At 61.3% G+C, this 22,800-nt stretch carries 14 protein-coding genes; 6 read left to right on the top strand and 8 right to left on the bottom strand.

The window, feature by feature from the left end; translation table 11 throughout:
• Positions 1-6 precede the first annotated feature (6 nt).
• The 3 genes from ASE71_RS25290 to ASE71_RS25280 form a co-directional block, all read right to left on the bottom strand.
• A complete protein-coding gene (locus ASE71_RS25290) occupies positions 7-1,215 on the bottom strand; it encodes a DegT/DnrJ/EryC1/StrS family aminotransferase (protein WP_060520986.1) in 1,209 nt (402 codons plus the stop codon).
• 37 nt (positions 1,216-1,252) lie between these two features.
• Entirely contained in the window at positions 1,253-1,936 is a 684-nt protein-coding gene (locus ASE71_RS25285; RefSeq protein ID WP_060539340.1) for a PIG-L deacetylase family protein, read from the bottom strand.
• Positions 1,937-2,097: 161 nt separating this feature from the next.
• A complete protein-coding gene (locus tag ASE71_RS25280) occupies positions 2,098-3,411 on the bottom strand; it encodes a polysaccharide biosynthesis/export family protein (RefSeq protein ID WP_082566501.1) in 1,314 nt (437 codons plus the stop codon).
• Positions 3,412-3,712: 301 nt separating this feature from the next.
• Here ASE71_RS25280 and ASE71_RS25275 point away from each other — a divergent pair, with 301 nt between their 5' ends.
• Entirely contained in the window at positions 3,713-5,062 is a 1,350-nt protein-coding gene (locus ASE71_RS25275) for a lipopolysaccharide biosynthesis protein (RefSeq protein ID WP_413814651.1), read from the top strand.
• 374 nt (positions 5,063-5,436) lie between these two features.
• Here ASE71_RS25275 and ASE71_RS25270 read toward each other — a convergent pair whose 3' ends face one another.
• Together ASE71_RS25270 and ASE71_RS25265 are read right to left on the bottom strand one after the other, a co-directional pair.
• The gene (locus ASE71_RS25270) at positions 5,437-7,569 is read right to left on the bottom strand and encodes a GumC family protein (protein WP_060634983.1); all 2,133 of its coding nucleotides are present in this window, start codon (positions 7,567-7,569) and stop codon (positions 5,437-5,439) included.
• Between the two features lie 325 nt (positions 7,570-7,894).
• A complete protein-coding gene (locus tag ASE71_RS25265) occupies positions 7,895-9,355 on the bottom strand; it encodes a polysaccharide lyase family 1 protein (protein WP_060520983.1) in 1,461 nt (486 codons plus the stop codon).
• Between the two features lie 272 nt (positions 9,356-9,627).
• Here ASE71_RS25265 and ASE71_RS25260 point away from each other — a divergent pair, with 272 nt between their 5' ends.
• Together ASE71_RS25260 and ASE71_RS25255 are read left to right on the top strand one after the other, a co-directional pair.
• Positions 9,628-10,833 carry a glycosyltransferase family 4 protein gene (locus ASE71_RS25260; RefSeq protein ID WP_063891265.1) on the top strand — a complete coding sequence of 402 codons (1,206 nt, stop codon included), beginning with the start codon at positions 9,628-9,630 and terminating at the stop codon, positions 10,831-10,833.
• Between the two features lie 31 nt (positions 10,834-10,864).
• The gene (locus ASE71_RS25255) at positions 10,865-11,710 is read left to right on the top strand and encodes a sulfotransferase family protein (RefSeq protein ID WP_060520981.1); all 846 of its coding nucleotides are present in this window, start codon (positions 10,865-10,867) and stop codon (positions 11,708-11,710) included.
• 9 nt (positions 11,711-11,719) lie between these two features.
• On the opposite strand, the gene ASE71_RS25250 is transcribed toward ASE71_RS25255, so the two are convergent.
• The 3 genes from ASE71_RS25250 to ASE71_RS25240 all read right to left on the bottom strand — a co-directional run bounded on the left by ASE71_RS25250 (position 11,720) and on the right by ASE71_RS25240 (position 15,174).
• Positions 11,720-12,904, bottom strand: a complete 1,185-nt coding sequence (locus tag ASE71_RS25250; RefSeq protein WP_060521312.1) for a TCR/Tet family MFS transporter — start codon at positions 12,902-12,904, stop codon at positions 11,720-11,722.
• A 520-nt stretch (positions 12,905-13,424) separates the two neighbouring features.
• Complete coding sequence (locus tag ASE71_RS25245) at positions 13,425-14,609, bottom strand: GGDEF domain-containing protein (protein ID WP_060520980.1); 1,185 nt, start codon at positions 14,607-14,609, stop codon at positions 13,425-13,427.
• 115 nt (positions 14,610-14,724) lie between these two features.
• Entirely contained in the window at positions 14,725-15,174 is a 450-nt protein-coding gene (locus ASE71_RS25240) for a winged helix-turn-helix transcriptional regulator (protein WP_029742867.1), read from the bottom strand.
• Between the two features lie 95 nt (positions 15,175-15,269).
• Here ASE71_RS25240 and ASE71_RS25235 point away from each other — a divergent pair, with 95 nt between their 5' ends.
• The 3 genes from ASE71_RS25235 to ASE71_RS36285 all read left to right on the top strand — a co-directional run bounded on the left by ASE71_RS25235 (position 15,270) and on the right by ASE71_RS36285 (position 22,625).
• Positions 15,270-16,535, top strand: a complete 1,266-nt coding sequence (locus ASE71_RS25235; RefSeq protein ID WP_082566498.1) for an MFS transporter — start codon at positions 15,270-15,272, stop codon at positions 16,533-16,535.
• A 178-nt stretch (positions 16,536-16,713) separates the two neighbouring features.
• Positions 16,714-20,421, top strand: a complete 3,708-nt coding sequence (locus ASE71_RS25230; protein WP_162251897.1) for a response regulator — start codon at positions 16,714-16,716, stop codon at positions 20,419-20,421.
• A 158-nt stretch (positions 20,422-20,579) separates the two neighbouring features.
• Positions 20,580-22,625, top strand: coding sequence for a PAS domain S-box protein (locus ASE71_RS36285; protein ID WP_162251895.1), 2,046 nt, complete (start codon positions 20,580-20,582; stop codon positions 22,623-22,625).
• Positions 22,626-22,800: the final 175 nt, after the last annotated feature.

Here is a 22,800-nt window from a genome sequence, read left to right as displayed (position 1 = left end):
GCGGTTTTATGCCCGCGCTTCCATTTCAAGCACCGGCGCGCGTTGACCCAGAGCGGGAAGAGACGCTTCGGTGACGACGGCATGCAAGAAGCGGGCGGCCTTGGTCATCGCCTCTTCGCTCTGCGCCGGATCGACGAGAAGCGCGATACTGGTTTCGCCGAGCCTTCGTGCGACCGGGAGCCGCTCGGACGGCGAAAGCCCAAGATCGGTAAAGCACTTCTCCAGGTAGACCTCCGAGCAGCTTCCGGAAAAACACGGCACGCCTGCCGCGTTCATCGCCGCGACGATCCAATCGCGGTCGTGTCCGGGCTTCAATGCCTCCGGGCGAACGAACGCGTAGTAGCGGTAATAGGCGTGGCGATATCCCTTCGGCAACGTCGGCACGCGCAACGCTGCAAGCTCTAGGGCCACCTCGCCGAGGATCGCAGCGTTGCGAGACCTTGTCGCATGCCATCCCGGAAGGCGCTCCAATTGCCTTGAGCCGAGAACGGCCGAAAGCGATGTCATCCGCCAGTTCGTGCCGATCGTTTCATGCAGCCAGCGGAAGCCCGGCGGGTGCTCTCTGAGGAATGCTGCGTCGTAGGATTTGCCGTGGTCCTTACGGCTCCAGGCCTTCTTCCACAGTGTCTCGTCGTCAAGAGCGATCAGGCCACCCTCGCCGCCGGTTGTGATGATCTTGTCCTGGCAAAAGGAGAATGCGGCGATATCGCCGAAACTTCCGACCGGCTTGCCGTCAATCTCCGCGCCGTGGGCCTGCGCGCAATCCTCGATCACCCATAGTCCCGCCTGTCTGGCAAGGGCCATGATTTCCGGCATGTCGCAGGGAAACCCGGCCAGGTGAACCGCGATGATGCCCTTTGTCCGGCTGGTGATCTTCGGTGCGATCGTTGCGGCGCTGATGTTTTGGCTATTCTCGTCGACATCGGCAAAGACGGGAACGCCGCCGCAAAACGAAACGCACGACGCCGAGGCGACGAAGCTGCGCGGTGTCACAATCACCTCGTCGCCGGGTTCGAGACCGAGCGCGAAAAGCGCCAGCTCCAGCGCAAGCGTACCGTTTGCAAGCGCGATGGCGTGCTTGCGCCCGAGTGCACGGGCATAGGCCTCCTCGAAGGCTGCGACGTGCGGCCCGGTCCAGGCATTCACCTTGCCCGACCTCAGGACCGCTGCAACATCCGCAATCTGTTCCTCGTCATATACCGGCCACGTCGCCACAGCTTGCTCCCTCGCTCGACTGAAAACTCCGGAAATATCAGATGACCTGCCGAACCATCACGAAGGCCTCGGCGGCCGACTTCAGCACGGTTGCGCCGCGCAATGTGGCGAGCGCGTTCAAGGTCTCAAGGCTGCGCTCATGCGGCGCCGCCCGAACCTGGGACTTGAACGCCTTCATCGCCGCAAGCTTTCGATCGATATGGTCGCTGATGTCGACAAACACATTCGGTGCGAAGCCCGGCGTCACATAAGGCGCGTTCCAGTTTGTCTCCGAAAGCGTCTCGTAAGCCAGGATCACCTTGGGATAGCCGGGCTGATGCGGTCTTGCGGCCACCATCGACGACAGGAAGATCAACTGATGGTCGATATGCATGTCACCGACAAAGGGGATGATCAGCGTCTGCGGCGCGATGGAGCGCACCAGCTCGAACAGCGCGGCGTTAAGCGCCGAATGGGAGGTTTCGGAAAGGGCTGCGGCGGGAAAGCCCAGCCAGCGCGTTTCCTTGACACCGAGAATCCGATGCGCCTCATGGGCTTCGGCCTGAACGGCTTCCACCGAGGCGCGATCATAGGCCGGTGGTTTTCCCTCCGTGACAACAGCCACGAAGACGTCGCTTCCTTGCGCCGCCAGCCGCGCCATCGTCCCGCCGGCACCCAGAACCTCGTCGTCGGGATGTGGCGCGATGACCAGCGTTCGTCCGAGCGTTTCCATCAGGCTCATCTTGCCGCCCTCACCAACACGCCGATCGCCACCGATTTCAGAACCGTTTCCCGACGATGACGGTCATCCTCGTCGTCAAAGCCCGACGTCAGCCCACATGCAAACTCGCCCCTCACGCAACTCTCCGTCTATGCACGGCCGAAGCCCCTATTATTCCGAAGCTACAGGCCGGCGATCGACACGAAGATGACATCGCCAGGCAGCACCGCGGTAACTTTCGTGGCCTCGATGCTCTGTCTGCTCTTGGCCTCGCCGCGACCGGTCTCCCGGTCGATCTTGTAGAGAAACGATACCTGTTCCTGCTTGCTCGAATCGACCTCGGCAGCAGCCATCAGGACCATCTGCTCCTTGGTTGTCTGACGCTGCGTTTCGAGCTTTTTGAGCGTGGCCTCGCGCTCCTGGAGCAAGGTCAGGATCTCCTTCTCGCGGTTTGCCTTCAAGGTTTCGAGCTGTAGCTTCAGGTTCGCGAGCTCGCGGTTGGAGCGCCCGATCTCGGAGATAAGCTCCAGCAATCGCGATTTTTCGCTCGAGGTCGCCATCTTCACCCGCGAAAGCTCGGATTCCGTGTTCAGCTCCCGTTTCCTGAGCGCGAGCGTCCTCGCCTCAACCTGTTCGTTGAGCGCGACGACCTCCTCCTGCTGCTCCTTGAGCTTGTCGAGGATCGTGAGGCTCGCCTCGGTCTGCATGATGCTCTGGTTGAGGATCTCCATCTGGTTCTTTGTCGACAGCAGGTCCGTCTTCAGGATCTTCTCCTCGATCGCGACCACGGGACCGACGGAAGCTTCATCGACATACATCTTGACGCCTTCCGGAATATCCTTGAGGTCGACCTTCTCGGAACCGCGCAATTGTGCGTAAAGCCGGGCGGTGTAGATCGCCTCCCGCACGATCTCGACATCCGTTTCCTCGATCGTGCCGCGCAGCTTCGCCTGGGCGATGATGCGGTCAGCCGGATTGCTCATCGCCGTCTGCGGTCCACCGGCAAGGCCGACGGCCTGCTCGACCGTCAGTCCCGGATAATAGGCGAAGGAGCCCGGCGTGCGCACTTCGCCAAGGATCAGCACAGGTCGAACCGTTACGATAGAAAGCGACAGCTTTGGATCGGTCAGCAACTGGCGGGACAGATATTCGCTGCGCAAGGCGTCAACCGCCTCGGGAATGGTTCGCCCCTCGATCTTGAACGCGCCGATCAAGGGAAAGGCGGCTGCTCCATCGGTGCCGATCGTCAAGGGCGTCGGCAGCTCGGCATCATCCAATATGTCGAAGGACAGCACGTCCCCGACCGAAACCCGGTAGGCGGCAGGCGCCGCTTGGATCGTGGGCACGGCTGTTGCAGCGCCCGATGGGGTGGCGCTGGGCGTACTGGCGGTTGATGCGCCGGCAGCGTGAAGGGGACCCGTCAGCGACAACGTCGCCGTCGCGACGAAAGCGATATGACTGACGATGCGAAAGATTGTTTGAGCCGGAAACTTCATGCTTCCCTCTAATGAATAAATCCGAACTTCACGGTGGTTCAACCGCACCAAAAGAAGCGGAAATTAAACTCCAACAATGGATGAATTTATTTTACGAGACCTCTGTAATTTCTTTCGGTCACTATGATATGCTTCAAAAACAGGTTCCACTGCACAATTTTTAATTGCATATGGATAAGTAATTAAATTTTCCCAGAAACAGGGAAACAAATTTTCCTCGCAGTGCGAGAACACTAAAACACATATTAGCATTCTTCCATGAAACAGACGTAATTGCAACCTCGAAGCAGGATGTAATTTTGTGATATTATTGGAATCACTACTAAAAAAGACAAGAAAGTATCGTTTAGCCTGGCAAGCCGAGGCGGACCTCCACGGACGGCTCAAGAACATAGCGCACCTGCTGACCGGCAACTTCGCCAGCGCCTTCATTGGCCTCGCCGGCTTTGCCCTGACAGCGCGTGCGCTCGGCCCTGCCGACTATGGCCTCCTGGCCCTGTCCTTCGCCTACACGCGCGGCATCGAGCGCTTCGTCAGCTTCCGCTCCTGGCAGCCGCTCATCAAATACGGGGCGAAGGCCCTTCAGCTCGGCGAGACTGACGACCTCAAGGCATTGTTCAAATTCGGGCTGCTGATCGATCTCGCCACCGCCCTTGCGGGATGGGGTTTGGCGGTGCTGATCGTGCTATTTGCCGGGCCGCTTTTCGGCATTTCCGAAGAGATGAGCCGCTTTGTGCTGATCTACTGCGCGGTCCTGCCTTTCCAGGTGACCGGCATGCCGACAGCGGTGATGCGCCTTTATGGCCGCTTCAAGATTGTCGCCTATGGCCAGGTCGCCGCCAGCATCCTCAGGGCACTCCTGTGCCTTGCCGGCGTCTATCTCGGCTGGGGGCTGTTCGAGTTCATGCTTCTGTGGATGGCGTCGCAGATCTGCAGCAGCCTGAACAGGACCGCCTGGGCTTTCCGCGAGTTGCGCAAGCAGGGGCTGACCGGCGTCATGTGGGTGCCGCTCGGCGATATCCGGACCCGCTTCCCCGGTTTCTGGAGCTTCTCGCTGTGGACCAACATGGCGCTCATCATCCAAGCCTGCGCCTTCGAATTCGACACGCTTCTTGTCGGTTATCTCGCTGACCCGGGATCAGCCGGCCTCTACCATATCGCCAAGCGGGTGGCGAAGATCGCGCAGCAGGCGGGCGAGCAGGTTCAGGCCGTGCTCTATCCGGATCTTTCGCGCGTCTGGGCAACCGAGGGGATCGACGAATTTAGGAAGACCGTCAGCCAGACAGGATGGCTGCTCTTCGCCTTCGGCGTCTGCGCCCTCATCGGCGCGCACCTGACCATTGAATGGGTGCTGCGCGTGACGGCCGGCCCGGGTTTCGAAGCGGCCGCCTCTCTCGTCATGGTGCAGTTCGTCGCCGTCATCATGTTTCTTTGCGGCAGAACCCTCTATTCGGCCCTGCTCGCCATGGGGCACGAAAAGATCCTGCTGCAAAGCGCACTTCTTGGGGGCGTCCTCTTCCTCTTCACGGCAGTCGTCCTCATCCCACGTGTCGGTGCCGTGGGCGCGAACGTTGCGCATATCGTGATGTCCGGCGTCTGGTTTGTGCAGATGGCGATCGCCTATCGCCGCAAGCTGGACAGCAAGCGCTGACCTCTAGCAATCGGTTTTCCGTTTGCCGGGCTCACCGTCAGCCTGACCCGCCCCCCCTATCGACGCGAGCGAACTCATGTATCGCACTGACTTTCGACGAGTTTACGCCGACCGGAGGGAACAAGAACTTTGCCAAAGCGGCTGCACCGATCGTTCGGACGCAGACGTTAGCGACGATCACCGCACACCGAAAGCTGCTTCGGCACGAAGCCAGGCCAACGCGCGCTCGAACGAGCCGGCAACGGACGCGACTGTCGAACATCAAGGCTTTCGCTATTTAACGATGGGCCGATCAACAGACCGGCTCAGGCGACTTTGGCCGTCGGCGCTCGCCAGTTGCGAACGCCCCTTCCCGCGCGGCTTGACGGCGGCGCCTACTCCGACCGGTCGCAGTAGTTCATGACGCTGCCGAGAATAACCGCGTGGTTCAGCGACAACCGTTGCTGAACATTGGCGAGCTGGCGATCCGTTGTACCGCCCGAGCGGCAGACCAGAATGACGGAATCGACGTGCGACGCGAGCCAGATCACGCCTTCGTTTTCTTCGACGGCCGGCGCGTCGACGATGATGAGATCGTAGCTGTCGCGCAGTTCGGCACAAAGGACATCGAGGTTCATCAGGCCCGGCCGCACCGAAATGAACTCAAGGTGGGGATAGGCCGGCGACGTCGCGATCCGGCTCTTGATATCGACCTTGCCTTCGAGCGGCGCCGTGATCGCGGTATCCTTGGTGTTGGCACCGGCAATGTTCGGCGCGCTCTGCGCCGACATGTCGAGGTCGATGACGATCGGGCGCAGTCCGTCGACCTTTGCCATTGTCGCCATGCCGAGCGCGACTGTGGTCTTGCCGTCTCCGAGCGCCGGCGAGCACAACATCACCACCTTGCCGCCCGCCTCATGGTCGATCGTGAGCCAGGCCATGCATAGCGTGCGCATGGCGGTCGCCGCCGGCGACTCCGGATTGTTCAGCATGTAGTGATAAAAGGCCGACGAATTCCGCAAGCGCTTGCGCATATCGGGGACACTGGCAAGGTTCGGTCGGTTGAGCAGTTGCTCGGCGTCGCGCGGCAGGTACAGCCTGCTCTCCAGCGAGTCCGAAATGATCACCCCGACGACCGCGAGCAGAACGGCCCCGATGCTGCCGGCGACGATCACCAGCGTGTTGTTCGGGAACGTCGGCTTTGTCGGCACTTCCGCATAGGACGCGATCCGCGCGGTCGGCTTGTACTCGCCTCTTTCGGGATTGAGCGCACCCAGCCTGAGCACGATCTGGTCGTAGATCGCCTGTTCCGACTGAAGGTCGCGGGCAAGTTCACGCCGACGGATTTCGGCAAGGTTGCGCCCCTGGACCTTGTCCTGCAGCGCGCTCAGTTCCGTCTGGAATTTTTCGGCGCGCACCGTTGCCACCTTGGCGTTGTTTGCCAGCTCGTGCACGAGGCGCTGCGCCTCGTTGCCGATCATGGTGCGCACGGACTCAAGCTCGTTCGTGGCGTCGAGGACCAGCGGGTGGTTCTTGCCGAACTTGGCGCCGAGCTGCGCACGCGTGCGCTCGAGCCGCGCCTCTTCACCACGCAACTGGTCAAGCTGCGTCGAGGTCAACGCACCGCCGGCCAATTCCTTCCCGTCGGCAGACACCAACTGCTTGGCCTCGTTGTATTTCGCAACCGCGCCGGCTTCCTCGACGCGCAAGGTCACATATTGCTCGTTCAGCTGCAGCATGCGGGCTCTTAGAACATCATCCTGCGGATCGAAGGTCAGGTCGCTGTCGCGGGCAAAGGCGGCGATATCGCGCTCCATGCCGGCAATTCGGGTCGCGCTGTTGGCCATCTCGCCGCGCAGATACGCAACCGTGTTGTTCGTGGCCTCTTCGGTCTTTTTCGCCGTCCAGGAGAGATATTGCTCGGCGAGTGCATCGGCGATCGTGGCCGCCTTCAAGGGGTTCGATTGCACCACGCGGATCGTCAGCGCGAGGCTTTCCCCGGTACGGGTGACGACATAGGAGTTCAGCAGCGTCGAGATGGCGCGGTTGCGCTGCACATTTTCCGAGATCAACCGCTCCTTCTGGGTGCTCTCTGCCGGGGCGCCGAAAATGAACTCGGAGATGTTGGCGAAGAACGACTGCAGGAACGTCTCGTGCTCGCTGCGGGTTTCAGGCAGGTAAGTGTTGAAATCGGGATCGTTGACCAGGTTGAGCGCATCGACGACGACGCCCACGAAGACACGCGAGCGGATCACGTCCAGCTCCGTTTCCATCACCGACCGGTCGCGTTCGAGCTTGCGCAACTCGACCTGCGCCTCGTAGGGGCGGACGTCGTTGCGGTCGAAGACGATGGCCGAAGCTGCGGTATAGGAGCGCGGCAGCAATGCGGCCGTCAGCAGCGTCGCAAGCAACGCAAACCCCAGCAGCGAGAAGAAGATCACGCGATACCGGCGGAAAAGCTCGACCAGATCGCGGATGCCATATCCGCGTGGCGCAACACGCGCCTCCCGATACTGAACCGCAGGCATTTGGCCTCGCCCTGGAGGCGCTTCGACTTTGCGATCGATGGTCAGCATGAGAGCCCTAACATATAAATTTGATAGAAATACCTGACGTCAAAGAACTGTAGCCACGCTCACACAGAATCCGCGCGGCAAAAGGCAAGGCCACGCAGGTAAATTACTGACATAGAAATAACATTCAAATTTAGAAAACTATATTATACCACGTCCGGAAGAGCAATAGTTGGTTGCCGCCGAACCACGGAACGATTTGACCTCCATGGTTGCGACAAACATTCTCGGGCACGTCCGACAATTGCGGCCGCTGCAGAAGAGAAACCGTAGGCCACCTCTAGTTCGGGTAGCGACCGGCAATCCGCTCCTGCGACAACCATTCCATGAACTGATCGAAGCGCGTGCCCCCACCGGTCGAGGCAGGCTCCCAGGCGTCATTCACACCGACGACGCCGCCGAATTTTTCCTCCACGCTATCGGCCATGCCATCGCCGTCCTCGTCGGCATAGGCATCTGCCTCTTTAATCGCGGGGATCTCGCCGGGCGCAACCACCATGCGCCCTGCTCCCCTCTCGCCTTGTGCACCCATATCCTTGATCCAGGCGACATCGAGATCGTCGCGGGGAAACGCACCGGACTGGCCGCGAACCTCTTCATATGCCTCACCGGCTGCAAGGAGCGCATCAACCGCCAAGGGGCAAGGCGGGCGGTTCACCACGAATTGGTCTGTTCCTGGCGAAAGCAATTGAAGCGACTTGGATGGCGGCGCCCACAACTCGTTGCCGCTCTCGTAGATCTGCGGCTGGCCGGCGCTTTCGACATTCTGCCACTTGATTGCGTAGGTTTTCTCGATCGTGCTCGGACCCGCCTTGAAGTAGTTGCCGACATAGGAAATCGGCGTGCCGCCCGGATACTGCGAGAACACCTCGCCCCACTCGGAACGTGCATTGAAGAACACGTTGTTGACAATCTCGATGCAGGATTTTCCGTAGTGGTTGTTGTCGGGATTCCGGTCATTGTTGGAAATGCAGGCGTTTCGCCAGAAGGTAATGTTCTGCGGGACTCTGGGATCGGCGCCGAGAAGGGTGCACTTGCTGTGCTTGTTCAGCCCCTCGGCAAAGATCGAATTCGCGATGGTGATGTCGGTCGTGTTGGAATAGGTGCTGACGTTCTCGTCGGTCGCCCAGGACATCGACGTATGGTCGAAATAGACGCGCTGGCTGTTTTCGATCACCGCCGCATGGACGTTCTTGACGGAGTTCGGCAGCCGCGGCCGAATGCGCAGATGCCGGACGATCACGTCGTGCGTCTGCTTGGCAACAAGCGGGGTATGCCTCAGTTCGTCATTCGTCTGGTCGATGGTCAGCAAAATGCCGCCACCCGGCGCCGTCTGCCCGAGGATCGAGACCGAGTTGTTATCCTCGCCGATCACCAGCGAGGATTTGAGCTGGATGATGCCGGAAACGCGAAACACGCAATTTCGTGCCCCAGTCGCCTCGATGCATTCGCGCAGCGTGCCCGGGCCGGAATCCTCAAGGCTCGTCACCTGGATGATGCGGCCGCCGCGGCCGCCCTGCGCCATCTTGCCGTGCCCTTCGGCACCGGGAAACGCGACCATCTGCGGCTCGCTGGCGGAAGCCGCGACACCCAAGAAGGCGGAAAGCAGGGCAAGCGTGCGCGCACCATGCTGAAAAGCCTTTGCGCGTCGAGTCTGTTGCTGGAAAGACCGAGAACCGAAATGGCCGGCCGACCGCGGCGCACGTGGCGATGTGCGCGGCATGACAATCTCAATCGGCATACAGTTTACTCCCAAAGCCTTTTGGCGAGGCCCCGCTCCAGAAGCTTGAAAACGCTCGTGCAGGGCAATTCATTCCGCCCTATATCGTCAATCAAAAGAATATTTTTCGCGCAATTCGGGGCGAAGCTTTCCACTTTTGTTATAGTTCGTCAATTCGATTTATTTGCATCACCCGAATTAGGTATATAACTCGCGCTTTTGACCTCTCGAAGTAGCATTGAGACGGTGCTACAGTCTCGCGAATATTTAGTTTACTTTCGGGACCTCGTTTCGTGTCTCAAAAAGCAATTACCGTCGGATTTCCATTTTCGGGTGATGACATCGGGGGGAGCCATATTTCCGCGCTCAACCTCATATCGTCGTTTGACAGGGACCGGATAACCCCCATCGTCTTCGTGCATCATCCGCGCAAGGCGCTTTCCAGATATCTGGACGAAAACAAGATCGACTATGTCACGATCGAGGACATCGACATCCTCTCGCCGCAACGGGATCGTCCTTTCGCGACGCAATCCTTCTCGGCGCTGCGCTATCCGATCTCGATTGTGAAGATCATCAAACTCCTGAGACGGCACAAGATCGACATCGTGCACACCAACGACGGCGCGATCCATACCACCTGGGCGCTTCCAACTTACTTGGCCGGCGCCAAACTTCTGTGGCACCACCGTGGCGACCCCCGCGCCCGGGCGGTCAACATGCTTGCGCCGCTTCTTGCCAAGCACGTGGTCACGGTTTCGCGATTTGCGCAGCCGGCAAAGCCGTTGCTCCCGCTTGAGGGGCGTATCTCGGTACTGCACAGCCCCTTCCGGCATCCGGATCAGGTCCCCGATCGGGAGGAAAGCAGGCTCGCGCTGGTGCGCGAACTCGGCCTGCCGGAGGAGACGCGGTTCCTCGGCTACTTCGGGCTTCTCAACGAGCGCAAGCGCCCTCTCCGTTTCGTCGAGGCGGTGCACGCCTTTCACCGCAGCAATCCGGATTTCCCGATAGCCGGCCTGCTTTTCGGCGCACCCGAACAGGCAGGGCCGCGGCTCGACCTTGAGACAGCAGAACGCGCGCGCGCTCTCGGGATCGCCGACAAGATCCACCTCATGGGATTTCGCCATCCGGTCGCGCCCTATATGTGCGCCGTCGACATTCTCCTCGTGCCGGCCATGAGCGAGCCGTTCGGCAGAACGCTCATCGAAGCCATGATGTACGGCACCCCGGTCGTCGCCACCAATCACGGCGGAAATCCCGAAGCGATCGAGAACGACGTGACCGGTTTTCTCGTCGAGCCGGAAAACCCAGAGGCTTTCGTCGCCCCGATGGAGCGCCTGCTGAAAGACCGTAACGAGTGGCAGCGCATCAGCGAAACGGCGCGCACCTCGACGCTTGCCGCCTATGGCATCAAGCCCCATGTCGACGGCATCGTCAGCATTTATCAGCGAATTCTCGGAAGACGGCCGTCCGACATCTCGGCACACGCCGCGCACTGAGCCCACCGACAGCGGAAAGAAAGAGAACGACATGCAGCTCTCGGATATCGATTTCCTGATCATCGGCGCCGCCAAGAGCGCGACCACCTGGCTACAGCAGTCGCTGCAGCAGAACCCTTCCGTCTATATGCCGGATCCCGAGCTCCACTTCTTCAGCCGCAACTTCGAAAAGGGCGACGGCTGGTATCTGGGGCAATTCGAGCCCAAACCTGAACAGACCATCGTCGGCGAGAAATCCAATTCCTACCTCGACGAGCCGGAAGCAGCTGCCCGCATCAAGAAGGCGCTGCCGCGCGCACGGCTGATCGCGCAGCTGCGCAATCCCGTCGACCGCGCCTATTCCGACTACTGCATGCTTTATCGCCGCGGGGAAGTCGGCACCGACATCACCCGGTATCTCGATCCACGCCAGGCAAAGGGAGGACGTTTCCTGGTCGGCGGTCTCTATTGCCGCCAGCTCGAAGCCTATCTCGATCTGTTTCCAGCCGAAAACCTGCAGGTTCTCCTCTATGAGCATATGCGCCAGAACCCGCAGGCGCATCTCGACGCGGTCAGAGACTTTCTGCAGCTGTCGTCGCCGCTTTATCCGGTCGTCAATAAAGTCAAGGACAAGACGGTGCCTGTCGTGCCGCCGAAGCTGCGCCGACTTCTTCAGCCGCTGAAGCCGATCGCGGCACCGTTCCGCAGCAACCCCATCGTGAAGGGCCTGCGCTCGATGGTCGCCCGCGAACTCGACTATGTGCCGCTGCCGACGGATCTGCGCAACCGGCTGGTCGAATTCTACGCGCCGGAAACCGAAAGGCTCGGCGCGCTTCTGAAGCAGGACCTTTCAGGCTGGCTGCAGGCGGCCGCCGGTAGCGCGCGACCAGCGGCCTGATGCAGGCGCCTAGCCCTCGGCGCGCCGACCAAATCGCAGACTGAGAACGAGCGGTACGGCCACCAGATAGACGGCGACGACCGACAGCCAGATGGCGCCTGGCCATTCCTGCCTGAAGACGAAATAGAAGCTCGAGAATGCGAGCGGACTGGCAATCGATGCCAGGCTTACCGCCGACGCCAACACGCCCTGAAACTGGCCTTGCTGGGTCTCATCGACCTGTCGGGTTGCAAGGGACTGCAAGGCCGGCGCGCCGATACCGCCAAGAACGAATACCGGCATGATGGCGAAGATCATCCAGCCTTCCGTCGCAAATGCCATGACGACCAAGCCAACGCACGCGCCGGCAACGCCCGTCAGGATCGTCGCGCGTTCGCCGAGCCTTCTCACCGCCGGCCCCGGGAGGAAAGCCTGGGCAAGGGCCTGACAGACCCCAAAGGCACCGAGCGAAAGACCGATCCACAGCCCGTTCCAGTGAAAGGCATCGCTGCCCCACAGCGCCCAGCAGGTGCTGTAGGCCTCGCCGGTCGCACTGAAGGTGATGAACAGAACGACGATCGGCATCAAGCCCTTGGCGGAGAAGGCCCAGCGGAGCGGACGGAGCGGATTGAGCGCGGCCAGGTCGATCTTCTGCCGGCCGGGAATGCGTGATTCCGGCAGGACGAAAAGCGCCAGCAGCAGATTGCAGGCGTTGAGAACGGCGGCTGCAATGAAGGGCAGCCGCAAGCCATGGTCGCCGAGGATACCGCCCAGCACCGGGCCGACGATAAAGCCGATGCCAAACATGGCGTTGAACAGGCCGAAACGGCGGGCGCGTTTGTCCTCCGGCGATATGTCGGTGATATAGGCGGTCGCCACCGCCAGGTTGGCGCTTGTGAGGCCGGCGATCGCGCGACCTGCGAAAAGCATCCAGAGGTTGGAGGCGAAAGCCAGAAACAGGTAGTTGATGGCGGCTCCTGCGAGAGAAAGCAGCAAGACGGGCCGCCGGCCGATGCGGTCGCTGAGCGCACCGAGCACCGGTGCAAACACGAACTGCATCACTGCATAGAGGGCCGTCATTGTGCCGATGAGCGGCGCGACGTCGTCCGTCTGCGTGAGCTCCTTAAGCAGCGACGGCAGAATGGGAAAGATCAGCCCGATGCCGACGGCATCGAGGATAATGGCAGCAAAAATGACGATAAATGGCTTCTTCATGGTGAGGGGTGTGGTCATGGCACGCTCCGGTAGACGCGAGGGTGCGGCACCGCCAGGCGCCAATGGCTCGCGAGCAGGGGCTGACGAAATGTCAGATATCTGGTTTCTGGGAGACGCTGGCCGATCCGCGCCGAAATAGGCGGGGATGGCATGTACTCGACCGCCTGGACGCCAATTCGTCCACCTGTTTACTCCGCCACTGAGCGGATCAAGGGAAGCGGTCGCTTTTCGCGACGGGCAATATTTACGTCAGATAGCCGCACGCCGCAATCCCTCTCCGCGCACGCCTATAACATGAGATTTAAACTCCACTATTGCGCTTGGCTCTGTGGCCCGCTATCCCGGTGCCCAGCGCCGGGCACCGGCCGGCTCATCGCCCGTGGCCCGCCGAACCAAATCATGGAGAAGTCGACGCTCGGCCGATCGCGTCATCGCCGTCCCATGTTGATGGAGGGGCAGCCCCGATCCCGTCGCTGATTTGGAGGCCGGGAGGCCGTACTTTTCCCGGCTCCGCTGCCGCTTAGGCAACCTGCGCGTCGGGCTCTGCGTCCGTGGCCAGCACGACCGTATTCCTACCCATGCGCTTGGCTTCATAAAGCGCGTCGTCTGTTTTCTGCAGTAGTCGCTCGAGCGTCGTATCGGCGGCGATCGCCGACGCTGTCCCGAGGCTCGCGGTCACGCAGCCATCGGTCAGGCCGCGATGCGGTATGCGCAGCCCTTCGATTGCAGACCTGATCCTCTCTGCCATCGCCAAAGCCTGCAGCGGCTCCCGTCCAGGCGCCAGCACCAGTATCTCCTCGCCGCCGAAACGGAAGACGAAAGCGGCCTCGTCGACGGCGGCGCGGATGCACTGCGAGACTGCGCGGATGCAGGCGTCACCTTCAATGTGGCCATGAACGTCGTTGAACCGCTTGAAGTGATCGATATCGAGCAGGATCGCCGAAACTGCGGTCTCCCCCGGCGCTTCGTTCCACAGCATGCCGCCGATCCGCGCCAGCGACCGACGGTTCAATAGCCCCGTCAGTTCATCCCGTTCAGCGTTGCGTTCGAGTTGCTGGCAAAGGAGGCTGCCTCTCAACTGATTGAGAAAATTCTGCCGGTCCTTCTGTTCCAGAAAATAGGCACTCACCGCCAGGAATATCGACAGCGTCAGATAGAAGGTGATGATGCCGGAATAGGTTACGTCGTCGAAGGCGCCGGTCATATGCGTCGTGGTGAAGTGCGACGCGCACATCAGCGCAAGCCCCGAAAGAACGGCAGAGAAACGCGGCCGGAGCGCGATGACGAAGAACAGGAAGGCAGCGGAATTGCCGTTCTGGTAGACGAAAAGGTAAGGGCTGGCGCTCTGCGTGGCCACGGCCATGGGCAGGGTCACGCCCAGCACCGCGATCGCCACCGCCAGGACATCGTAAAGACGGGCATCCGGCCAGCGCCGCACCGCCAGGATGCAGGCGATAACGAAGGGCGTGAACACCAGGAAGCGAACGGTGAACAACCCGGTGAAGACATCCGGCAACATGGTGTGGTCGCCGAAATAGACGAGATCGTAGATAAAGATACCGATCACGCCCCAGATTGCGGCGAGCCGCACGCGCTCTGCCGCATAGTCCTTGCGGAAGAGCTCTTCTATTTCGGGCGAAAAATGCAGATAGCGAAAGCCCCGCGCGATCTGGCCTTCTACCTGGTCTAGCGTCACAACGCCCATCGCCTATTTCCCGAACAGCGGAAAGACTCGGCACAGACTAGCAGAGAAAGCTGAATATTCGTCTAAAGTTAGAACGGTTCACTGCCCGGGGCGCGCGGGCCGGCCTGAAGCGACGTCACGCCTCGGGAACCTTGATCAGCACCGTCCCTGCCGCATCGATCGGCCGGCCATCCTGCGTGCGGATATCGAGCTTAACCGGCAGGCCCGTTTCCTTCTCGACCAGCAAAGAATGCTCCTCGCCGGGCTGGAACAAGTGCCTTTCGCCGAACTGCCGCAAGGCGACCATGACCGGAAAGAGGTCGCGGCCCTTCGCCGTCAACTGGTACTCGACCCTCGTTTTCGCATCGCCTGCCGGAACCGTTTCGAGAATGCCGCGCTCGACAAGCGTTCTCAGGCGGTCCGTCAGGATGTTCTTGGCAATGCCAAGGCTCTTCTGAAAGTCGCTGAAGCGGCGGACGTCATCGAACGCATCGCGCACGATCAGCAGCGACCACCAGTCACCGATCGCATCCAGTGACCGCGCGCTGGGGCAATAGTCTTCCTTCAGCCGTCTGCGGGCGACCATGCATGAGCTCCTTTCGCAATTTTGGTTGCATTATGAAACCAAAATGATATCCATTCCTTGGTTTCATTATTAAACCAAAACAAGGAACACGTCCAATGGATGGTAAAATTGCTGCAGCGCCGGCCGGCGCTGCAAACGAAGTCTCGTGCCCGGTCGGCAGCGCCCGCCCGGCATCGCGGCTGACGCGTCCGATGATGACGCTCTTTGCCTTCGCCGCCGGCCTCGCGGTCGCCAACGCCTATTTCGCCCACCCCTTGCTCGACGTGATGGCCGCCGATCTCCATCTGTCGGAAACCCGCGCCGGCCTGATCGTCGGCGCGACCCAGCTCGGCTACGCGCTCGGCCTGATCCTGCTTGTCCCCCTCGGAGACATTTTCGATCGCCGCAAGATCATCATCTTTCAGTCGCTGCTGTCGGTCGCAGCCCTTGGCTTCGTCGCCCTTTCAGCCACCGTCGAAATGCTCATGGTCTCCATCGCCGCAGTTGGCATGCTTGCTGTCCTCACGCAGGCGCTGGTGGCCTATGCGGCCAGCCTCTCTCATCAGGCGGAACGGGGTCGGGTGGTCGGATTTGTCACCAGCGGCATCGTCATCGGCATTCTTTCGGCTCGCGCCGTCGCCGGATTTCTGACCGATCTGGCCGGCTGGCGGGCGGTCTATATTGTATCCTCTGCGCTCACCTTTTTGATCGCTCTGTTGCTTTACAAGCTGCTGCCGGATCAGCAGCGGGAAACGAGCAAGCTCCGCTATCTCCGCCTCGTCGCCTCCACCTTCACGCTAATCGCCCAGGAGCCGGTTCTGCGCGTCCGTGGCATCATCGCAATGCTGATCTTCGCCAATGTGACGACGCTGCTCACCCCGCTTGTCCTGCCGCTGAGCGTGCCGCCCTTTTCACTGTCGCATACCCAGGTCGGCCTCTTTGGCTTGGCAGGGATTGCCGGAGCACTTGCTGCCTCTCGCGCCGGACACTGGGCCGATCTCGGATTCGGTCAGCGCACGACCGGTATCTCGCTGGCGTTGATGCTCGCCGCGTGGTTGCCGATTGCGCTGCTGGACCAATCGCTCCTGTGGCTCGTTGCCGGCGTCCTCGTCCTCGACTTCGGCCTTCAGGCGGTGCACGTGACGAACCAGGCACTGATCTATCGCGTCCGTCCGGAAGCCCAGAACCGGCTCACCGCCGCCTACATGCTCTTTTATTCGCTCGGCAGTGGGCTCGGATCTTCCTTTTCTACCATCGCCTATGCCTATGGGGGATGGCATGGCGTCTGCCTGATGGGAGCGGCACTCAGCCTCATAACCCTGCTGTTCTGGTTGATAACGAAACCCGCAGGTCCGCGAGGCGGCGCGATGCTGAACGGCTAGCTTCGCCACCACGCGCACTACGCATGGCCGCCCTCGGCGGGAGGCGGTCATGCTTTTGGCCCGCCAGCCCTCCCCCGCTTTGCCAGACGTCTCGACATCATACGCGCCGACCGCACGGAACCCTTCCCCAAACCGGGCGTTTAGGTTGCTTGAGCGTCATCTATCGGGGATCAACGCAATGTCAGACGCCGAAAACACGTCCGACAGCGATGTAGTAGCCAAGGGAAATGTGTGGCCGGCATCTCACGACGAGATGCGGTCGTTGATCGACAACTTTGACTGGTCGCCGACCCCTCTCGGACCGATGGAGAATTGGTCGCCGACGCTGAAGATTATGATCCCCTTCCTCCTGCGCAACCGGTTTCCGCTCCTGCTGTGGTGGGGGCCACAGTATGTCTCGATCTACAACGAGGCCTATCGCCCTGTGCTCGGCGCCAAACACCCCTGGGCACTCGGCAAACCGGTCAGCGAATGCTGGAGCGAGATCTGGCATGTCCTGAAGCCGCTGATCGACACGCCCTTCAATGGCGGTCCTGCCACCTGGAACGATGACATCGAGCTCGAAATCAATCGGCACGGCTTCCTGGAAGAAACCCATTTCACCATCGCCTACAGCCCCGTGCCGGACGAAACCGCAGAAAACGGGATCGGCGGCGTGCTCGCCACTGTGACCGAAATTACCGAGAAGGTGATCGGCGAGCGCCGTATCGTCGTCCTTCGGGATCTTGCTTCTCGCTCGGGCGATGCACGATCGCCCGACGAGGCCTGCGCGATCGCAACGGAAACATTCAAGAAGCACGAACGAGACGTGCCCTTCGCGCTTCTCTACCTCGTGGAGCCCGGCCGCAAACGAGCAAGGCTTTCCGGATTGGCAGGCCTTAAGCCGAATCACGCGCTGTGCCCGGCAGAGGTAGAGTTGGCGCTAAAGGACAGTTCTGCAGGTTGGCATTTCGGTGCCGACCTGAAACCCAGCCTTGTCGATGATCTCGGACGCCGTTTCCCGGCCTCCGCGAGCAAAAACCATCCCAACCTGCCGCATACGGCGGCCGTGCTTCCGTTGCCCGCGGCCAATGCCCGCGATGCCGCCGGTTTTCTCGTGGTCGGCATCAATCCTCGCCTGAAGCTCGACGAGCACTACCACGATTTCTTGCATCTCATGCGAGCGCAGATCGCCAGCGCCATCGCCAATGCCCAGTCCTATGAGGACGAGCGTAAACGTTCCGAGGCACTCGCGGAGATAGACCGGGCGAAAACCGTCTTCTTTTCCAATGTCAGCCATGAGTTCCGTACGCCGATCACGCTGATGCTCGGTCACATCGAGGACCTGCTGGCCCGTAGCGGAGAGCGTCCGGACGATCACGACCGTCTGCTCATTGCCCATCGCAACTCGCTGCGCCTGCTCAAGCTGGTCAACATGTTGCTTGAATTCTCGCGCATCGAAGCCGGGCGCCTCCAAGCACGCTTCGAGCCGACGAACCTTGCAACGACGACGGCAGAGCTTGCCAGCGCCTTTCGATCGGCGATGGAAATGGCCGGGCTGAACCTGACCGTCGATACGCCGACGCTGCCAGAACCGGCCTATGTCGATCGCGAGATGTGGGAGAAAATCGTCCTCAACCTGCTCTCCAATGCCCTTAAATTCACGCTCAGGGGCGATGTCCCCGTCAAACTCGCGGACGATGGCGACAATTTCGTCCTGACGGTCCGCGATACCGGCATCGGCATTCCTGCCAACGAGATGCCCCGCCTTTTCGAGCGCTTCCATCGCGTCGAAGGCGCAAGGGGTCGCAGCCAGGAGGGCTCAGGCATCGGGCTCGCCTTCGTCCAGGAATTGGTGAAACTTCATGATGGAACGGTCTCGGCCGAAAGTCGCCTCGACGAAGGCACGACCATTAGCGTGACAATCCCCAAAGGCAGTCGCGCTCCTGCGCATCACCGCAACGGCAATGGCGAGGATCGCTCGTCGACGACCGTCGGCGCCGCGCCGTTCGTGGAGGAGGCGCTGCGATGGCTGCCAGATCATCCGTCCTCGGATGCGGGTCTGCCTGAGGTCGACCCGGCGCCGCATCCGCCGGAAAAACGAAACGGCAGCCGCCGAACCCTGCTGGTCGTCGATGACAACGCCGATATGCGCGACTACCTACGCCGCCTTCTCGGCGCGCAATACGATCTCAAGATCGTTGGCAACGGCGAAGACGCGCTCGCCGCCGTCGGGTCGCAAAAGCCGGACCTGATCCTCACGGACATCATGATGCCAGGCTTCGATGGGATCGAACTGCTCAGGCGCCTGCGCACGGACGCGCGTACCAACACCGTGCCGGTCATCGTTCTGTCGGCGCGAGCCGGTGAGGAGAGCCGTATCGAGGGCATGCAGGCGGGCGCGGACGATTACTTGATCAAGCCCTTCAGCGCACGCGAGCTTTTGGCCCGGATCGAGGCGCACCTGAAGATGTCGCAGTATCGCATGGAAGCCGCGGAGACCCTGCGCGCGAGCGAAGAGCGTTTCCGTGCTCTGGTCACCGCGAGTTCGGATATCGTCTACCGCATGGGTCCCGACTGGCACGAGATGCGGTTTCTGCAAGGCAAGGACTTCGTTGCCGACACCGACGAGCCAAGCGACAGTTGGCTCGAAACTTACATTCCGCCTGAAGACCAGACGCTGATGCTCGCGCGCATCGGCGATGCCATCGACAACAAGGCCGCTTTTGAAATGGAGCACCGGGTCATTCGCCGCGACGGCGGCCTTGGATGGACCCATTCGCGCGCCATACCGATGCTCGACAGCAACGGGGACATCGCCGAGTGGTTCGGTGCGGCGCGTGACATCACCGACCGCAAGCGGGCTGAAGAGACCCGGAAACGTCTGCTCAGCGAGCTCAGCCATCGGGTCAAGAACATGCTCGCGTCCGTCCAGGCGATCGCCCAGCATACGTTGCGCTCGGCCAAGAACCCCGCCGACTTTGCCGCCAGCTTCAGCGGACGCCTGCAGTCAATGTCGCGCATGCACTCGCTTCTGACCCGAACGGCTTGGGAAGGGGCTGACCTCGGCGACATCATTCGCGATCAGCTCTTGTGGGGAACTGCCGACGAGCGCCGAGTCACGACCTCCGGACCACCCGTGCGTTTCGATGCGCAGACGGCAACGCATATGGCGATGGTCCTGCACGAACTCGGGACCAACGCAGCAAAACACGGTGCGCTTTCCTTAAGCAATGGAACGGTGTCGATCGATTGGAGCGTGAGCGACAATGCGCTTTGTCTCAACTGGACAGAACAGGGCGGACCACCACTCAAGACGCCGCTCGGTTCAGGCTTCGGCACCAGCCTGATCGAGAAGGTCGCGACGGGCGGCGGCGGAAGCGCCCGCCTGACGACCGAGGCAGATGGCATGCGCTGGGAAGTGCGGCTGCCGCTCGAAGCCCATGTTCCGCCGAGTACCCTGTCCAACTTGGAGGAGCCTGTGAGAGAAGCACCGGCGGCCGATGCCCCGGCCGCGTCGACGAAGCTGAAGGGAAAGCGAATATTGGTGGTGGAGGATGAAGCGCTGATCGCCTTCGAAATTGCCGCGATTCTCGAGGATGAGGATGCTGAGGTCGCCGGACCGGCGGCGACACCCGGCGATGCGCTACGCCTGATCGACGAGATGGCGCTGGATGCCGCCCTGCTCGACGCCAATTTGCGCGGCCAGCCGGTTGACGCGATCGCCACTGCATTGGCCGACAAGAAAGTCCCCTTCGTCTTCGTATCCGGCTACGGTCGCGAGGCACTGCCCCCGGGCTTTGCCGACACCGCTCTGCTGGCAAAGCCGTTCAACCCTCGACAATTGCTCGAGGCCGCGGCCCTGCTCGTCACCGAGCCCAAGGCCATCCTTCGTTTCCGGCACTGAGGGAGCGCGCTTGATCGAGCCTTCTTTCCTTCGGACACCGTTGCATTTCGGCTCGCTTGCGGTAGCTTTTCAGAACGCCCCGCAAAGCAGCGGCGGCGTTTCGCAACGTGTGGCCATCACCGATGCGGTTCCACTTCGGGTTCGTGGGAGCGATCAATATGCTGGTCGACAATAGTAGCGCGAACGCCTCCGAACAGCCGTATCGCGAGAGCGAGGCGCGGTTCCGCGAGATCTTCGAAAACGCCGGCGTCGCGGTGTGGGAGCAAGACTTCTCCGGAGTCTGCGATCTGCTGGATCAGCTTCGCTCGGAGGGCGTCGAGGATCTGCGCGCCCACCTGAAGGCTCACCCCAACCGCCTGGACGAAGCGATCGCGCAGGTGCGTATCGTCGACGTCAATCCTTTCACCGTGGAACTGTTCGAGGCCACCGAGAAGGACGAGTTGCTGCGTTCGCTCTCGAACGTTTTTCTGCCGGAAACGGCGCCGATCTTCTTAGAAGAACTGATGGCGCTCTGGCAGGGCCACAGGCGCTTCGGCAGTGAAGCCGTCGTGCAGACGCTGCGTGGGCGGCGGCTGGATGTGGTCTTCACCGTCACCTTTGAAGGCGCACGCTGCGAACGCACCTATGTCAGCATCCTCGACATCTCCCAGCGCAAGGCCGCGGAGCGCCGTCTGCAGGCGGTTGACCGCATAGCCAAGGCAATCGCCAGCAACCTTGATCTCGATCACATAGTTCAGACGGTGACCGACGCCGCCACCGAGCTTGCCGGGGCGAAGTTCGGCGCGTTCTTCTACAATCTCGCCGACCCGGACGGCGAGCGCTACACGCTCTACACCCTCTCAGGCGTACCGCGCGCGGCCTTCGAAAAATTCCAGTTGCCCCGCAACACCGCCGTATTCGAGCCTACCTTTCGCGGTCTCGGCATCGTACGCTCCGACGACATCCGAACCGACCCGCGCTACGGACAGTCCGCACCACATTTCGGCATGCCGAAGGGGCACCTGCCGGTGGTAAGCTACCTCGCGGTTCCCGTGGTCTCACGGTCCGGTGATGTTCACGGCGGGCTCTTCTTTGGCCATGATCTTCCGGCTGTCTTTACCGCTGAGACCGAGGCAGCCGTTACCTCGATCGCCGCGCATGCCGCGATCGCCATCGACAACGCCCATCTGCTCAAGGCGGCCGAACATGAACTGATGGTGCGTCGCACGACGGAACGCGCCGCCCAGCAACTGGCGGCAATCGTCGAATCCTCCGAAGATGCGATCCTGTCGATGGATCTGGACGGCATCATCACCAGTTGGAACATCGGCGCCGAGCGCCTCTACGGCTATACGGTCGAAGAAGCGGTCGGAAGCCCGGTCACGCTGCTGATCCCGGAGGATCGCCTCGGCGAAGAACTGGAGATCCTGGCAAAGGTTCGCGCCGGCCAGCGCGTCGATCACTTCGAAACCTTCAGACAGCGCAAGGATGGCGGGCTCATCCCGATCTCGCTGCGGATCTCGCCGATCCGCGACAATGCCGGCGTGGTCATCGGCGCCTCAAAGATCGCCCGCGACATCAGCGAGCGCCGGCAGGCCGAGCAGCAGAAGGACCTGCTGATCCAGGAGATGGCGCACCGGGTGAAGAACCTGTTCATGGTTTCAAGCAGCGTCGTGTCGCTGAGCGCCAAGGCCGCCGCATCTGCCGAAGAGCTGGCGTCTGCCGTCGTCGCGCGGTTGGGGTCGCTGGCGCGCGCACACGTGCTCACCTTGCCGACGGCGGATCGTGACGGCGCAGGCGAAGGCCGAGCGAACCTACAGGCGCTACTTTCGACATTGCTCTCGCCCTATGACGGCGAAACGCCACAGGGCCTTCGCCGGGTCACGACGCGAGGCTGCGATCTTGGCATCTCGCGCGCCGCGATTACCGGCTTTTCGCTGGTCGTGCACGAGTTCGCCACCAACGCCGCCAAGTACGGCGCCCTCTCGACCGCCACCGGTTCCCTCGACATCGAATGCATCGATCGCGGCGAAACCTTGGAACTCAATTGGACCGAACAGGGCGGGCCTCAGGTAACCCGGACCGAGACCGAGGGCTTCGGCACCAAGCTCGCCAAACTGACGATCGAAAGACAGTTCGGCGGCGAAATTCTTCGCGAGTGGCACTCGCAAGGCCTGATCATACGCCTGATCGTCCCCAAGGATCGCCTGCAGCCGCCGGAGTGAGGGCGCCTTGCAGGCCGCAGCCGCGATCGATGGCCGTGTGCACGTCCTCCCGGCTTGCGGCCATTATGTCCCACTGGAGCGTGCGTTTGCGCTGAATGCGATCCTTACGGGTCTGATCGGCTCTTTGACCGTTGCCTGGTCTGCCCGCTTGCGCCCGTCTGGGTTCTTTTCCCTG

Origin of the sequence: Ensifer sp. Root954, from assembly GCF_001429005.1 — a bacterium.
Classification (GTDB): domain Bacteria; phylum Pseudomonadota; class Alphaproteobacteria; order Rhizobiales; family Rhizobiaceae; genus Ensifer; species Ensifer adhaerens.
This window is presented reverse-complemented; position numbering and strand designations above follow the sequence as displayed.

Bases quoted from the DNA above. Each gene is read 5' to 3' on its own strand.
- ASE71_RS25235 (WP_082566498.1), top strand. From the start codon at position 15,270: ATGGATGGTAAAATTGCTGCAGCGCCGGCCGGCGCTGCAAACGAAGTC.
- ASE71_RS25285 (WP_060539340.1), bottom strand. From the start codon at position 1,936: ATGAGCCTGATGGAAACGCTCGGACGAACGCTGGTCATCGCGCCACAT.
- ASE71_RS25280 (WP_082566501.1), bottom strand. From the start codon at position 3,411: ATGAAGTTTCCGGCTCAAACAATCTTTCGCATCGTCAGTCATATCGCT.
- ASE71_RS25250 (WP_060521312.1), bottom strand. From the start codon at position 12,904: ATGAAGAAGCCATTTATCGTCATTTTTGCTGCCATTATCCTCGATGCC.
- ASE71_RS25230 (WP_162251897.1), top strand. From the start codon at position 16,714: ATGTCAGACGCCGAAAACACGTCCGACAGCGATGTAGTAGCCAAGGGA.
- ASE71_RS25240 (WP_029742867.1), bottom strand. From the start codon at position 15,174: ATGGTCGCCCGCAGACGGCTGAAGGAAGACTATTGCCCCAGCGCGCGG.
- ASE71_RS36285 (WP_162251895.1), top strand. From the start codon at position 20,580: ATGCTGGTCGACAATAGTAGCGCGAACGCCTCCGAACAGCCGTATCGC.
- ASE71_RS25245 (WP_060520980.1), bottom strand. From the start codon at position 14,609: ATGGGCGTTGTGACGCTAGACCAGGTAGAAGGCCAGATCGCGCGGGGC.
- ASE71_RS25265 (WP_060520983.1), bottom strand. From the start codon at position 9,355: ATGCCGATTGAGATTGTCATGCCGCGCACATCGCCACGTGCGCCGCGG.
- ASE71_RS25270 (WP_060634983.1), bottom strand. From the start codon at position 7,569: ATGCCTGCGGTTCAGTATCGGGAGGCGCGTGTTGCGCCACGCGGATAT.
- ASE71_RS25255 (WP_060520981.1), top strand. From the start codon at position 10,865: ATGCAGCTCTCGGATATCGATTTCCTGATCATCGGCGCCGCCAAGAGC.